The organism is Caulobacter sp. BK020, assembly GCF_004342605.1.
Lineage (GTDB): Bacteria > Pseudomonadota > Alphaproteobacteria > Caulobacterales > Caulobacteraceae > Caulobacter.
This window is the reverse complement of the sequence record NZ_SLZL01000004.1, coordinates 1-12,978: the sequence shown is the minus strand read 5'-3', so window position 1 is coordinate 12,978 and position 12,978 is coordinate 1. Positions and strand designations below refer to the sequence as shown.

General features: G+C 68.6%; 18 protein-coding genes and 1 other RNA gene. 5 read left to right on the top strand and 14 right to left on the bottom strand.

What is annotated here, in order from left to right:
• Window positions 1-127: 127 nt before the first annotated feature.
• The 6 genes from EV278_RS24315 to fumC are packed head-to-tail and all read right to left on the bottom strand — an operon-like array spanning window position 128 to window position 3,820.
• A complete protein-coding gene (locus EV278_RS24315; RefSeq protein WP_243692101.1) occupies window positions 128-289 on the bottom strand; it encodes a CcdB family protein in 162 nt (53 codons plus the stop codon).
• A complete protein-coding gene (locus tag EV278_RS05875; protein ID WP_132087958.1) occupies window positions 286-528 on the bottom strand; it encodes a type II toxin-antitoxin system CcdA family antitoxin in 243 nt (80 codons plus the stop codon). Before EV278_RS05875 ends, EV278_RS24315 begins: the two co-directional genes overlap by 4 nt.
• A gap of 31 nt (window positions 529-559) precedes the next feature.
• Complete coding sequence (locus EV278_RS05870) at window positions 560-1,303, bottom strand: AAA family ATPase (RefSeq protein WP_132087955.1); 744 nt, start codon at window positions 1,301-1,303, stop codon at window positions 560-562.
• Window positions 1,300-1,983 carry a phytanoyl-CoA dioxygenase family protein gene (locus tag EV278_RS05865; protein ID WP_132087952.1) on the bottom strand — a complete coding sequence of 228 codons (684 nt, stop codon included), beginning with the start codon at window positions 1,981-1,983 and terminating at the stop codon, window positions 1,300-1,302. The genes EV278_RS05870 and EV278_RS05865 overlap by 4 nt, the downstream gene beginning before the upstream one ends.
• Window positions 1,980-2,426 carry a GNAT family N-acetyltransferase gene (locus EV278_RS05860; RefSeq protein ID WP_132087949.1) on the bottom strand — a complete coding sequence of 149 codons (447 nt, stop codon included), beginning with the start codon at window positions 2,424-2,426 and terminating at the stop codon, window positions 1,980-1,982. The genes EV278_RS05865 and EV278_RS05860 overlap by 4 nt, the downstream gene beginning before the upstream one ends.
• 2 nt (window positions 2,427-2,428) lie before the next feature.
• Entirely contained in the window at window positions 2,429-3,820 is a 1,392-nt protein-coding gene (gene fumC, locus EV278_RS05855) for a class II fumarate hydratase (RefSeq protein ID WP_132087946.1), read from the bottom strand.
• Window positions 3,821-3,950: 130 nt separating this feature from the next.
• Here fumC and EV278_RS05850 point away from each other — a divergent pair, with 130 nt between their 5' ends.
• The 3 genes from EV278_RS05850 to EV278_RS05840 are packed head-to-tail and all read left to right on the top strand — an operon-like array spanning window position 3,951 to window position 5,257.
• Window positions 3,951-4,490 (top strand): DUF1697 domain-containing protein, encoded by a 540-nt coding sequence (locus EV278_RS05850; protein WP_132087944.1) that lies wholly within the window; start codon window positions 3,951-3,953, stop codon window positions 4,488-4,490.
• Between the two features lie 54 nt (window positions 4,491-4,544).
• Window positions 4,545-4,871: a YbjQ family protein gene (locus EV278_RS05845; RefSeq protein ID WP_132087941.1), complete on the top strand. Its 327-nt coding sequence runs from the start codon at window positions 4,545-4,547 to the stop codon at window positions 4,869-4,871.
• Entirely contained in the window at window positions 4,871-5,257 is a 387-nt protein-coding gene (locus EV278_RS05840; RefSeq protein ID WP_132087938.1) for a RusA family crossover junction endodeoxyribonuclease, read from the top strand. The genes EV278_RS05845 and EV278_RS05840 overlap by 1 nt, the downstream gene beginning before the upstream one ends.
• Window positions 5,258-5,267: 10 nt before the next feature.
• On the opposite strand, the gene EV278_RS05835 is transcribed toward EV278_RS05840, so the two are convergent.
• From EV278_RS05835 to EV278_RS24600, 7 genes are all read right to left on the bottom strand, one after another.
• Window positions 5,268-7,490 carry a serine hydrolase domain-containing protein gene (locus tag EV278_RS05835; RefSeq protein WP_132087935.1) on the bottom strand — a complete coding sequence of 741 codons (2,223 nt, stop codon included), beginning with the start codon at window positions 7,488-7,490 and terminating at the stop codon, window positions 5,268-5,270.
• A gap of 119 nt (window positions 7,491-7,609) precedes the next feature.
• Window positions 7,610-8,407 carry a C13 family peptidase gene (locus tag EV278_RS05830; RefSeq protein WP_132087932.1) on the bottom strand — a complete coding sequence of 266 codons (798 nt, stop codon included), beginning with the start codon at window positions 8,405-8,407 and terminating at the stop codon, window positions 7,610-7,612.
• Between the two features lie 7 nt (window positions 8,408-8,414).
• Window positions 8,415-8,900 carry a PaaI family thioesterase gene (locus EV278_RS05825; protein ID WP_132087929.1) on the bottom strand — a complete coding sequence of 162 codons (486 nt, stop codon included), beginning with the start codon at window positions 8,898-8,900 and terminating at the stop codon, window positions 8,415-8,417.
• Between the two features lie 3 nt (window positions 8,901-8,903).
• Window positions 8,904-9,389, bottom strand: coding sequence for a ClpXP protease specificity-enhancing factor SspB (locus EV278_RS05820; RefSeq protein WP_132087926.1), 486 nt, complete (start codon window positions 9,387-9,389; stop codon window positions 8,904-8,906).
• A gap of 232 nt (window positions 9,390-9,621) precedes the next feature.
• Window positions 9,622-9,986, bottom strand: a transfer-messenger RNA (tmRNA) gene (gene ssrA, locus EV278_RS05815).
• Window positions 9,952-10,239 (bottom strand): Atu4866 domain-containing protein, encoded by a 288-nt coding sequence (locus EV278_RS05810; protein ID WP_165916537.1) that lies wholly within the window; start codon window positions 10,237-10,239, stop codon window positions 9,952-9,954. The genes ssrA and EV278_RS05810 overlap by 35 nt, the downstream gene beginning before the upstream one ends.
• A complete protein-coding gene (locus EV278_RS24600) occupies window positions 10,236-10,364 on the bottom strand; it encodes a hypothetical protein (protein ID WP_279389369.1) in 129 nt (42 codons plus the stop codon). Before EV278_RS24600 ends, EV278_RS05810 begins: the two co-directional genes overlap by 4 nt.
• Window positions 10,365-10,606: 242 nt before the next feature.
• On the opposite strand from EV278_RS24600, the gene EV278_RS05805 reads away from it, so the two are divergent.
• Both EV278_RS05805 and EV278_RS05800 read left to right on the top strand, forming a co-directional pair.
• On the top strand, window positions 10,607-11,515 hold the full coding sequence (locus EV278_RS05805) for an AraC family transcriptional regulator (RefSeq protein WP_132087923.1): 909 nt from the start codon (window positions 10,607-10,609) through the stop codon (window positions 11,513-11,515).
• Window positions 11,516-11,634: 119 nt separating this feature from the next.
• The gene (locus tag EV278_RS05800; protein ID WP_132087920.1) at window positions 11,635-12,297 is read left to right on the top strand and encodes an aquaporin; all 663 of its coding nucleotides are present in this window, start codon (window positions 11,635-11,637) and stop codon (window positions 12,295-12,297) included.
• A gap of 122 nt (window positions 12,298-12,419) precedes the next feature.
• Here the strand turns inward: EV278_RS05800 and EV278_RS05795 are convergent, their stop codons facing one another.
• Window positions 12,420-12,860: a hypothetical protein gene (locus tag EV278_RS05795; protein WP_132087917.1), complete on the bottom strand. Its 441-nt coding sequence runs from the start codon at window positions 12,858-12,860 to the stop codon at window positions 12,420-12,422.
• Window positions 12,861-12,978 lie beyond the last annotated feature (118 nt).

Below are 12,978 nucleotides of genomic sequence, written 5' to 3'. Positions count from 1 at the left end.
ATCGCCCGGCGGATATCGTCTTCGTAAGCCGCGAGAGAGCCACGCGGCCGGCCAAGCAATCGGCGCTCGATATTGGTCAGGAAGGCCGCGTTCATCACCAGGACCTCGCCGGCGAAGTCGACTTCGATCAGGACCTTGCCGCTTGCGCGGGCTGATCCAGCCGCATCAGCGGCGCGACGATCAATGTCGGCAGCGCGTCGAACAGGTGGGATTGAAGGACGACGAGATAGGGGACCTTAGCGCGCGTGGCCGCGGTGGGATTGTCGCAGACGTCGTACTGGCGGATCACCAGCGACGCCACTCCGCACCGAAGGCGCCATGCTCGTCGACGAAGCGGTTCAACTCGTCGATGACGCCGGCGTTCTCGTCCGCCCATCGCCGCGCACGTTCCTCGGCGCCGGCCGGATCGACCTTCTGGAGGTGCAATCGAAGCTGCGTCTCACTCATGCCGGCGACGGAGATTCCCAGTCGCTTGGCCTGCGCCAGCAGTTCCGGATCGATGCCGATGTCGAGTTCGACCTTGCCCATGGGCCAAGGCTAACACGCGCCTTGCCGCGCGTCAGGCTTCGAAGTCGTCGTCGGCCAGCAGCACGTCCAGGAAGGTCTGGCGTCGATTGAGGAAATTGCGGGTCACCTGGAAGTGCTCGGTGTCCTCGTAGTCCACTCGCTCAAGGCCGCGCTCGGAGGCCTGGTAGATCCAGGCGTCGGGATAGCCCAGCAGGATCGGCGAATGGGTGGCGATGATGAACTGCGAGCGGGCCAGGACCAGTTCATGCAACCGCGCCAGGAACGACAGCTGCCGCTGCGGCGACAGGGCCGCCTCGGGCTCGTCGAGAATATAGAGGCCGTCGCCCCGGAAGCGGTTGTCGAACAGGGCGAAGAAGGCCTCGCCGTGCGACTGTTCGTGCAGCGGCGTGTCGCCGTAGCCGCCGACCCCGACCTCCTCGATATAGCTGGCGACGTTGAAGAAGCTCTCCGCGCGCAGGAAATAGCCGTCGATCGGACGAAGGGCGCCGCGAACCCTGCGAATGTAGTTGTTCAAGGACGAATGCGAAGCGCGGGTGGAGAAGTTGACGTTGGTCGACCCGCCTTCCGGATTGAAGCCCCAGGCCATGGCCAAGGCCTCGATCAGGGTCGACTTGCCTGAACCGTTTTCGCCGACGAGGAACGTGACGCGCGGATGGAACGCCAGGCGGTCCAGGTCGCGCACCACAGGCAGGTTGAACGGATAGGCGTTGGGGTTCCATCCGTCGCGCCGCTCGAACAGGGCTTCGATCCAGTAGGGACGGTCGAGGGCGGTCATGGCGCGCGAAGTCCCGCCCAGGACAGGCCGCCGGGCAGGTCGAAGTCGGCGTAGTCGACCTGCAGCACGCGGCGGCGGCGTGGCGGCGCGGCGCGGTCCGAGGCGTGCAGGATCGGCGTGGCGTAGGCCCAGACGTCGCCCGGCTCGGCCAAGCAGGCGATTTGCGGATGTTCGGCTGCGCGGAGGGCCACGTTCTCGGCGGCCACGCGGCCGAGGCGGTGCGAGCCCAACGCCGCCCGGAGCAGTGCGTTGCCGGCATCGACGAGGTCGAGGTGGACGCGCAGGGTGACCGTCCGGGCCAGGATCGCGAACGGCGGCGCGACGTGCAACAGGCCGTCCTTGGTGGACCAAGGCCCGAAGCCCTCGACCTCGACTCGTTCGGCCACCGGCAACACGCGGTCCTGGTGCCAGGCCACGGCCCAGTTCGCCTCTGGCGTCTTGTCAAACATCACCGCGCGCACCGGTCGGGCGGAGGCAGAGGTGAGGCAGGCGGCCAAGGCGCCGATTGCGCCGTTCGCCGCAAGCAGGTCGGCCAGGATCGCGTCGCCCCGAAGTCGCGCACCGGGACGGGCTCCGACCCGTTCGTCGGCCAGGGAGCGTAGGGCTTTGACGGTCGTGTCGTCGAGCGCGGCGCGAAACAGCGTCGCGCCGTCGCGGGCGAAGTCGAGGGTCTGGCTCACCCGACGCTCCGCCGCAGCACGTGCGTCCAGGGGCCCGAACGGTCTGGCGAGAACCCCTGCGCCTTCCAGAACGGCGCAGCGGCGGGAGAGGCGGCGGCGTTGCAGGTCAGGAGGTCGACTTGGTCGAGGGCTTCCTGGATCAGGGCGGAGGCCAGGGTGCGGCCGACGCCTTGGCGGCGGAAGGCGGGGCGGACATAGAAGCGGCGCACGCGGCGGGCCGGTTCGGTCGCGGCGGGTTCGATCGACACGCCGCCGATCCCCGCCAGCTCGCCGGCCAGCAGCGCGCCCAGCAGGGCCTCGCCATCGCCGTCGAAGCGCTGGTCGCCGCTGGCCCATCCGTCGGCCAGCCGCGCCATGTGGCCGACGCCCTCGCTCGCCGCGTCGGCGAGGAGGGCGTCGAAGCCTTCCGGCAGGTCCTCAAGGATCCGGATCAGCTGAAGCAAGATCAGCCCGGCGAGATCATGTTCTCGGGGCGGACGTACTGGTCGAACTCTTCGTTGGTCAGGTAGCCGCCGCCGACGGCTTCCTCGCGCAGGGTGGTGCCGTTCTTGTGCGCGGTCTTGGCGATCTTGGCGCAGATGTCGTAGCCCAGCTTGCCGTTCAGGGCCGTGACCAGCATCAGCGAGTTCTCGACGCCCTTGGCGATGTTGTCGACGCGCGGCTCGATGCCGACCACGCAGTTGTCGGTGAAGCTGATCGCGGCGTCCGACAGCAGGCGCACCGACTGCAGGAAGTTGTAGGCCATCACCGGGTTGAAGACGTTCAGCTCGAAATGGCCCTGGCTGCCGGCGAAGGTGACGGCGGCGTGGTTGCCGAACACCTGGACGCAGACCTGGGTCAGGGCCTCGCACTGGGTGGGGTTGACCTTGCCCGGCATGATCGACGAGCCGGGCTCGTTCTCCGGCAGGCTCAGCTCGCCCAGGCCCGCGCGCGGGCCGCTGCCCAGGAAGCGGATGTCGTTGGCGATCTTGAACAGGCTGGCGGCGACGGTGTTGATCGCGCCATGGCTGAAGACCATGGCGTCATGGGCGGCCAGGGCCTCGAACTTGTTGGGGGCGGTCGTAAAGGGCAGGCCGGTGATGGCGGCGATCTGCTCGGCCACCTTCTCGGCGAAGCCGACCGGGGCGTTCAGGCCGGTGCCGACGGCGGTGCCGCCCTGGGCCAGCTGCATCAGCTTGGGCAGGGTCTGCTCGATGCGCTCGATGCCGTTGGCCACCTGCTGGGCGTAGCCGCCGAACTCCTGGCCCAGGGTCAGGGGCGTGGCGTCCTGGGTGTGGGTGCGGCCGATCTTAATGATCTTGGCCCAGGCGTCGGACTTGGCCTTCAGGGCCTCATGCAGGTGCTTGAGGGCCGGCAGCAGATCATGGACGATCTGCTCGGCGCAGGCCACGTGCATCGCCGTCGGATAGGTGTCGTTCGACGACTGGCTCATATTGACGTGGTCGTTGGGGTGGACGGGCTTCTTGCTGCCCATCTCGCCGCCCAGCATCTGGATCGCGCGGTTGGAGATCACCTCGTTGGCGTTCATGTTCGACTGGGTGCCCGAGCCGGTCTGCCAGACCACCAGCGGGAAGTGCTCGTTCAGCTTGCCCTCGATCACCTCGTTGGCGGCCGCCACGATCGTCTCGGCCAACTTCGGGTCCAGCTTGCCCAGGGCCAGGTTGGCCTCGGCCGCGGCGCGCTTGACGATCCCCAGGGCGCGGACGACGGGAAGCGGCTGCTTTTCCCAGCCGATCTTGAAGTTGCCGAGCGAACGCTGGGCCTGGGCGCCCCAGTACTTGTCGTTCTCGACGGCGATCGGGCCGAAAGTGTCGGTCTCGTTGCGCGTGGCGGTCATGCGGCGGGTCTCCCGGAAAAACGGTCGAGCGGGGGTCTAGACCCAAGGCGGGCGAAGGGCAACGCTCCCGGCTTGCGAAGCCGCGCGGGTGAAGTTACGACGGGAACGTTAGAAGAACGGAGTTCGCCTCATGAGCCCTCACATCGCCCTGCTGCGCGGCGTCAATGTCGGCGGCCGCAAGGTGCTGAAGGACGACCTGCTGGGCCTGGCCAAGGACCTCGGCTTCGACGACGCCAAGACCCTGCTGGCCAGCGGCAACCTGGTGCTGTGGGGGAAGGCCGAAGCGGACGCCGATCTGGAGAAGCGGCTGGAGGACGGGCTGGAGAAGCACATGGGCCTGCGCACCGAGTTCTTCGTCCGCACCCCCGTTGAGCTGAAGGCGATCATCGACGCCAACCCCTATCCGGACGAGGTCAAGAGCCACCCCAACCACCTGCTGGTGCACTTCATGAAGGCGCCGCTGCCGGACGGCGACGAGGCGGTCCTGCGCGCGGCGATCACCGGCCCGGAGACCTTCAAGGCGGGCGCGCGCGAGCTCTATATCGATTATCCCGAGGACGTGGGCCATTCGATGCTCGACCGCGATTGGAAGAAGACCAAGAAGTCCCCGCCGGGCACCGCCCGCAACTGGAACACGGTGCTGAAGCTGGCGGCGATGGTGGGTTTGTAGGGGACGCGGCCCGCCGGCCTTGGCTATATCGGTGGCAAGCCAAGGAGATATCCCATGCTCGTCGCCACCACCAATGACCTGCCCGGCCACCGCATCGTCGCCCATCTGGGCCTGGTGCGCGGCGTCACCGTCCGCTCGCGCAGTGTGATCGGCAATATCGGCGGCTCGATCCAGTCTATCTTCGGCGGCAAGCTGTCGATCTATGTCAATCTGGCCGAGGCGGCCCGCAAGGAGGCCTACGACCTGCTGGTGGCCCACGCGACCGAGATGGGCGCCAACGCCATCCTGGCCATGCGCTACGACGCCAACGAGATCATGGAAGGCATTACCGAGGTTTTGGCCTATGGCACCGCCGTGAAGGTCGAGCCGATCGCCGAGTGATGGATGATGGCTGGATCCACCACGGCAAGGTCCGGGCCCGCGAGGCCGACGGCGAGCTGACCCTGGTGGTCGACGGCCTGACCACCCAGGCCAAGTACTACAAGCCGCTGATCTACGAGTTCTTCCGCAAGGTCTGGCGCGGCTCGCGCCCGGCCTGGGGCGAGTTCTCGGTCGAGATCGGCATGGAGTTCGTCGGCGAGCCGCCGTGGATGGACCTGGACAACCTGGCCAAGGCCCTGCTGGACGCGATCAAGGGCTACGCCTTCCACGACGACGCCCAGGTGGCCCGGCTGCTGGTCGAGCGCCGTCCGGCCGAGCGCGAGCGGATCGTCATCGTCGTGCGCAAGCTGGAGTCGCGCTTCCTGCGGGCGACGCTGGAGGGCTGAGGCGCGCGGCTTAAGCGTTCCAGAACTCCAGGAAGCCCCAGGCCGCCAGCAGCAGGGCGAAGCCCAGGAAGATCAGGGTCGTGCAGCTGAAGGCTAGCTTGCGCAGCGCGGTCCAGCTGTCGACCCGCCGTCCGCCGCGCCATACCACCGGCAGCATGGCCAGGGTGGCGATGGTCAGCAGGGTGGCCACGAAGGCGCAGGCCGAGGCGCTGAGCAGCCAGCCGCTGGGCCAGCCATAGAACACCCGCGCCATGTCGTCGGCGCCGGTGGCGAACACGCCCACGCCGATCAGAGCGATCAGCCAGAGGAGCGCCTGGATGGTCTGCAGCAGGCTGGCGCGGGCCTGGGTCGGGGTCTGGCGCGCTTCGCGGCGGTCGCGGGTGGCCGCGCCGATCAGGGTCGCCAGGGCGGCCAGGGCGGCCAGGACGGCGAAGGTGGTCAACAGGTTGCGCTGGTGCGGAAAGTCGATGCGCTCGAACGCCGCCCCGCCGGTGGGCGAGAAGAACCGCGCCACCTTGCCGTCCTCGCGCTGGAACACCAGCAGGCCCGAACCATTGGCGGGCGCGAAGGTGTCGGGCTGGTCGGTGGCGGTCCACTGGCTGGACTCGCCGTCGACCGTCAGAGTCAGGCGGCCGTCGGGCGCGGCGCGCACGGTCGCCTGGCCGATCAGGCGGTCGATGAAACCCTCCAGCCCGCCATAGGCGCGGCGGGTGGTCAGGAACTGGCCTTCATAGGCCCGGGCCTCGTCGTAGGTGATCCGGCTGGGGGCGGGGATCTCCGGACGCGGGGCATAGAAGCGCTCGATGATGGTCGAGGGCAGGGTGGCGGGCAGATAGGCGCCGGTGTCGGTGTTGACCGCCACGAACACCCCCAGGCCCAGCTCGGGGACCATGACCAGGTTGGAATGGAACCACAGGGTGGCGCCGGCGTGGCCGAAGCCGCGCTTGCCGCCGGGCAGGGGGATGTCCATGAAGCCGGCGTTCCAGCCCGGCGCGCTCTCGGCCGGCCGGTACATCGGCGTGCGGAACATCGCGCTGGTCCGGGGCGAAAAGACCGTCCTGCCGTCGATCGTCCCGCCGTTCAGCAGCAGGGTCATGTAGCGGGCCATGTCGCCGGCGGTGCTGGAGGCCGCGCCGGCGGGGGCGATATGGCCGATGAATTCGGGGGCTTCGGTCTGGAAGCCCAGCGGCGTCCAGCGGAAGCCGTCCGACAGGCCGGCCGCCAGGGCCGGCGCCATCGGGGCGGGCAGGTCGTCGCGCCACGGACGATTCTCGCGGAAGGTCGTGTGGGTCAGGCCGGCGGGCAGGATCACCTGGTCGGCGATCACCTTCTCGAACGGCTGACCGGTGACGTTGGCCAGGGCCGCGCCCGCCAGGCCGGCGCCGTAGTTGGAATAGGCCGGCAGCAGGCCCGGTTCGCGCACGCGGTTGGGACGTTCCTGGCGCAGGTACAGCTCCAGGGGCCGCTCGCGGCGCGGGTCGCGCTCGAACAGCTGGCCCAGGGCCCGATCCTCGAACCCGGCGGTGTGGGTCATCAGGTCGCGCAGCCGCACCGGGGTCTTCTTGCCCTGGTCCTTCAGCTGCAGCTTCTCGGGCAGGTAGACGTTGATCGGGGCGTCCAGGCGCATCCGTCCGGCCTCGACCTCGTTCATCAGGGCGATCCAGGTGAAGGTCTTGGAGATCGAGCCGACCCGGAACAGGGTCGTGTCGGGATCGACGCGTCGGTGGTCTCTCAGGCTGGCGACGCCATAGCCCTTCTTCAGCACCACCTGGCCGTTCTGGACCACCGCGACGGTCACGCCGGCGATGTGGTCATGGGCCATGCGGTCGCGCACGACGCCGTCGACATAGGCTTCCAGGTCGGCGGGCGGCAGCGGCGTGGCGGGGCTGGCCAGGACCGGAGCAGGAGGCGCGGCCTCGCCACCGGCCGGCGTCGCCGTCGGCCTGGCCAGCGCACCCGTCGCCGGGCCCGCTGTCGCCGTGGCGACGGACGCGGACGCCGGCGTGGCGGGGGGGTGGGCCGCGGCCGGCGCGGCGGGCTGCGGGCGCGGGGCGCGGCGGCGTCGAACCGTCTGGCTGTAGGGGATCGGCGCCGAGGGCAGGGTGGCGGTCGTCGCCGCGGGCGGTCGCGCCGCGCGGGCGACGTCCTGGGTCTCGGCGATCGTCGCGCCGAACAGGCCGCAACCGATGATCGCCGCCGAAAGAACGGCCCTGAACGAAAGACGCAGCGTCACGAACAAGACCTCGCCGACTTTTTGGAAAACTAAGGGTGCTCAGACTTCTAGGGCGTCCGGGCCGGGGATCAAGGGGATGTGGCCTTGCCTGGGTGTCTTTCCCGTGGACGCCCGGTCGGTCAGCGCCGCCGGGCGGTCGCGGGCTTCGCGACCGCGCGTGGCGGAAAGGCGTAGAGCGGCAGGAGCGGTCGCAGACCCGCGCCGATCCACAGCTGCGGCTCCGAGGCCGGCTCGGCGCCGGTGTCGCGCTCGCGCCGCGCCACACAGGCCTGCACCGCCCGGCCCAAGGCCGCGAAGTCGTGAGCGGTGGGAGCCGACGACAGGAAGCAGTCGTCGAAATACGGGTACTTGTCGTCCTCGCTGCAGCCGAACGACGTGCGGTCCGGCCGCGCCGCCGTCAGGATCATCCGGTTCTCGCGCTGCAGCGGCTTGACGAACACGCCTGAAAAGCAGGCCGAGACCACGATGATCGCCGGGCGGGCCGGGCAGGCGTCGTCGATCATGGCCGCCATCAGGCTGGGCGGAAGGATGTCCTCACCTAGCAAGGCGCCCTCGGGCGCGCCGTGGCTGGTGAGATAGACCAGGCATCCGGCGGAGCGCTTGGTCGCCAGATCGCGCAGGTCGGCATGAATGGCGCCCAGGTCGGTCTTGCGAGGCTTGGCGGTGGGATAGCGCCTGGGACGCATCGAATACTGACGGACGGCGTCGGCGGAAAATCCGAGATCGACAAGAGTCGCGCTTACGTCGCGGCGGGCGTTGTCGAACGCTTCGGTGGGACCGCCCGAATGGGCGTGCCAGTCGCCAGCCACCACGACGGCGGCCCAGTCGGAGAACGTAGGGGTGTCGGCCCGAACCGGCGCGGCGGCCAGCAGCGACGTCAGCAGCAAACCCAGAACCAGGCTCGCGAACCGCCGCATGGTCCCGTTACGTCTTGAACTTCGAAAACGGCGTCGGGATCGCCGTGGCGCTGGCCCGGGCCAGCAGCCGGCCTTCGGGATCGTAGAGCTCGCCTTCCAGGAAGCAGACCGTCCGGCCCCACTTGACCACCCAGCCGACGCCCTTGAGCGGGCCGGGCCGGGCTGGGCGCAGGAAGCTGGTCTTCATCTCGAGCGTCGGAACGACGGAGGTCATGCCCGAGGCGATCATGCCGGCCACCGACATGCACTCGTCCAGCATGGCGCAGACGAAGCCGCCCTGGACCTGGCCCATCGGATTGCCGACCGCCTCGACCGAGGGTGCAAAGGCGATCTCGACCCGACGCTCGGCCTGGCTGACCGACAGCATGTGAAAGCCCAGCGTGCGGGCGCTGCCCGGCGGGTTCTTGGACGCGTGAAAGCGCGCGAGGATCGCCTCGTCCGTCAGGGTCTGCGGCGTGTCGAAAGCCACATCGTTCGGGGCGATGTCGCTCACGCGCTACTTCTTGCGGAACTGGTCGAGGGAGATGATCTTGGGCGCTTCCTCGCCGCCTTCGACGGTGGCGGCGACCTCGGGTTCCGGCTCGGGCTCGGGCTCCTGCGGGGCGATCTCGGGGGCCTCGAACTGCAGGGCGAACTGCACCGACGGGTCGTAGAACCGGGTCACCGCGGCGTAGGGGATCGACAGCCGCTTGGGCTGGCCGCCGAACTTCAAGGTGACGGAGAAGAAGGTCTCGCCCGGCGCCAGGTCCCAATACTGGTGCTGCAGGATGATGGTCATCTCGTCGGGATACTTGCCCAGCAGATCCTGGGGGCCCGACACGCCCGCCGCCTGGGTCTTGAAGGTGATGTAGAGGTGATGCGGCTCGGGTAGGCCGCCGGGCGCGGCGGCCTTCTTCAGCGCGGCCTTGACGACGCCGCGCAGGGCGTCCTGGGCCATCGCCTCGTACTGCATCAGGTCTTCAGGCGGATTGGTCTGGGCCATGCGGTCCATCGTGAGGCGGGAACTGGAACGAAGCGCGCAGAGTAGCCTGTCGCAGGGGCGGCGAGAAGGTGGGGGAGCGGGGGAATTTCACAATTGGCTCGACCGCTTCCCCGTCCCTTCGCAAGGAAGAGGAGGGAGCCTCGGCGATGTCGTGGAAAGTGGAGGGATTCTGTTGGCAGGCTCCCGCATCCCTTCGCAAGGAAGAGGAGGGAGCCTCGGCGATGTCGTGGAAAGTGGAGGGATTCTGTTGGCAGGCTCCCTCCGGGCCCCGCCTAGGGATCTGAACCCCTAGGACTTAAGAGGCGAGATCACCCGCACCGCATTACGCGGCGATGGCGAACTCTTCAGCGAAGTTATCGTTCGCAGTTAGTTTAGCGGCCCGATACGGTGAGCCACGCCGAGAGAAAGCAGACACCTTTACACGTCTGTCGATGCTGATCGGCCCCATGAAGTCCCGTGATAACTCGGGAGGTTTTGGTGGAGCCGCCGGGAATCGCACCCGGGTCCAGTCCGCTTATTACGTGCGCGTTTATCCCCATAGTCCGGGCGAACCCGAACACGTTCAATATAGGGGGTGAGGCTCGCCATGGGAAGAGCGACGCCGCCACTGACGGGGATGGGGCGCGGGACGTGGCGGCGGCGTCAGGCTCAGCCGGCCTTCGGTCAGGCGGCCGGATAGCTGGCCGCCGCCGTCCTCGAACAGCCGAATGTCGTCGCCGATCAGCTCGTAGTGACCGGCGAACACCAGCTCTCCGTCATGGCGCTCATCGAAGCGGCCGTCGGGGCGCAGTTCCAGGCTGACGCCGCCGTCGGCGCTGGCCCAGACGCCGGAGACGCGGCGGCCGGTCAATGGACGGCTCCCCAGGCGGCGCCGCCCAGGGCGGAGGCGGCGGTGACGAGGGCGGTGGCGGTCAGCCAGGCGGCGACGAACCACCGTGGCGCGGCCTGGGGCCGGCGGGGCGTGTATCGGGTCATGACATCCTCGGGGGCGGACGGCCGCCGTGTCGCTCGGTCCCGGGCGGACGGCTCTGGCCGACGGCTCGGGAAGGGGCGGCGATGGCGGCGGGGCGGGACATCCCCACCATGACCCATGGATCGTCCTTCGCGATAGACCGATGCTGCTCCTTGATTGCACGATCCTGCACATCATGTCTGGCGGACGTGACGGGCGACCGCGCCGGGCGTAGGACAAGCGCCATCAGCAAAAGGAAATGTCGATGGTCGAGCCAGGCGAACTCGCCGCTCTGATTGAACGATACGCGCCTGTGGACGGCGATCACAAGGTCTGTGAAAAGGCGTCCCTGCATCGCGCCAGCCAGCCCAGCGAGCCGACCCATGGGGTGTTCGGGGCCGCGGTCTGCGTGGTGGCCCAGGGGCGCAAGCAGGTGCTCAGCGGCGGATCGGTGCTGGTCTACGACGCGCTGAACTACGTGGTGGCGTCGGTTGACCTGCCGGTGATCGGCCAGGTGGTGGAGGCTTCGCCCGAAGCGCCGTACCTGTCGTTCCGGATGACGCTGGACCCGGCGGTGATCGGCGACCTCCTGCTGCAGCTGGGCGGCGAGCCGGCCCTGGCCCAGGACGCCGGGCCGCTGATCGGGGCCATGGCCGTCAGCCAGGTCAATCCGCCGCTGCTGGACGCGGTGATGCGGATGGTCCGGCTGGTGGAGACGCCGCGCGACGCCGCGGTGCTGGCGCCGCTGATCGAGCGCGAGATCCTCTACCGCATGTTGCTGGGCGATCAGGGGCCGCGCCTGGCCCAGATCGCCCGGGCCGACGGCCGCATGCGCCAGGTCAAGCGCGCCATCGGCTGGATCACCCAGCACTTCAACCAGCCGTTCAGCATCGAGGAGCTGGCCGCCGAGGCGCGGATGAGCCCCTCGGCCCTGCATCGCCACTTCAAGGCGGTCACCGCGCTCAGTCCGCTGCAGTACCAGAAGCAGATCCGCCTGCAGGAGGCGCGCAAGCTGATCCTGGCCCAGCGGCTGGACGCCGGTTCGGCCGGTCACGCGGTGGGCTATGACAGCCCGTCGCAGTTCAGCCGCGAATACGCCCGGCTGTTCGGCGCGCCGCCGCTTCGCGACGCCGCCCGCCTGAGGGGGCGGCCGGACATGCTGCTGGAGACCTGAGGTCCCCGTTCGTTCTGGACGCCCGAGCATTTCTCCTATTCCAGGACTCGCCAAATAGAGACAAGGTCGGTCGGCCTGTCTTCAAGGTGAAGCGCGGGCGCGGAGCGGGAGATCGCGAAATGTCAAAAATTGTTGCCGAGTTCATCGGCACGTTTGCTCTTGTCTTGTTCGGTTGCGGTGCGGCCGTGCTGGGCGGCGACCATGTCGGACAACTTGGCATAGCCTTGGCGTTCGGCTTCGCGATCGTGGCCATGGCCTATGGCATCGGCCCGGTCTCGGGCTGCCACGTCAATCCGGCGGTCAGTCTCGCCGCCTTTGTGGCCGGGCGGATGAGCGCCAGGGAGATGGGGCTGTACTGGATCGCCCAGTTCGTCGGCGCGACGGCGGGGGCGGCGGTGCTGCTGCTGATCGCCGGCGGCACGGCGCACGGCCTGGGCCAGAACGGCTGGGGGACGGGCTATGGCGGCGGCTTTGGGGTCGAGGCCGCCTTCGCCTTCGAGGTGGTGATGACCGCCCTGTTCGTGATCGTGATCCTGGGCTCGACCGGCACCGACGCCGCCCCCGGCTTCGCGGGTCTGGGCATCGGCATCGCCCTGGCGGTGATCCACATCGTCGGCATCCAGGTGACCGGCGTCTCGGTCAACCCGGCCCGCAGCTTCGGCCCGGCCATCCTGGTCGGCGGCCAGGCCGTGGCGCAGCTGTGGCTGTTCTTCGTCGCCCCGGCGATCGGCGCGGTGCTGGGCGCGCTGCTCTACCGCTTCAACGTGCTGAAGGTCGGCTGAGGCGCGCCGACTGGTCCGGCCTAGAGCAAGCCGCGCGATATGAGAATCGTGCGGCTTGCTCTAGATTTCTGTTTTCGCATCGCTTTTGCGGAAAACCGGCGTCCACTTTTCCGCGCGATGCTCTAGTGCGGCAGGTCGGACCAGTTGATCATGACGAAGTTCTTGGCCTGGCCGACGATGGTGATCTTCTGGCCCTTGTCGTCGCTGAGCGCGTCGAAGACATACCGGGCGCCGTCGCGGGTGATGTTCTGCACCACCTGGCCGGTGCTGTCGTAGCTGACCAGGGCGAAGGACGTGCGGTTGTCGGCGAAGCTGTAGATCCAGGTCTTGTAGCCGCCATAGTAGATGACCGGGCAGGTCTTGCTCATCTCCGCGCCGTCGTCCGGAACCTTGACGCAGACGACCTGCAACCCGGGCGGAACCGCGGGCGCCTCGGCGATCGGGTCGTACTTGATCTGCGGCGTGTGGGGGACGGCCTGGGCCTGGACGCCGCCGGCCGCGCCGAGCGCGACGGAGACGCCGGCGGCCGCCAGCACGGATTTCAGGGTGACGATCTTGACCATGGTTCCCTCCCCGGACCTATGGCCTAGAGCGGGTTGAGGTTTAGCTGAATCGCGGGATTCCCAAATCAGCTGGCGTCTGATTCAAGATGCTGGCTGGGAAGGAGGCCAGCATGGATGG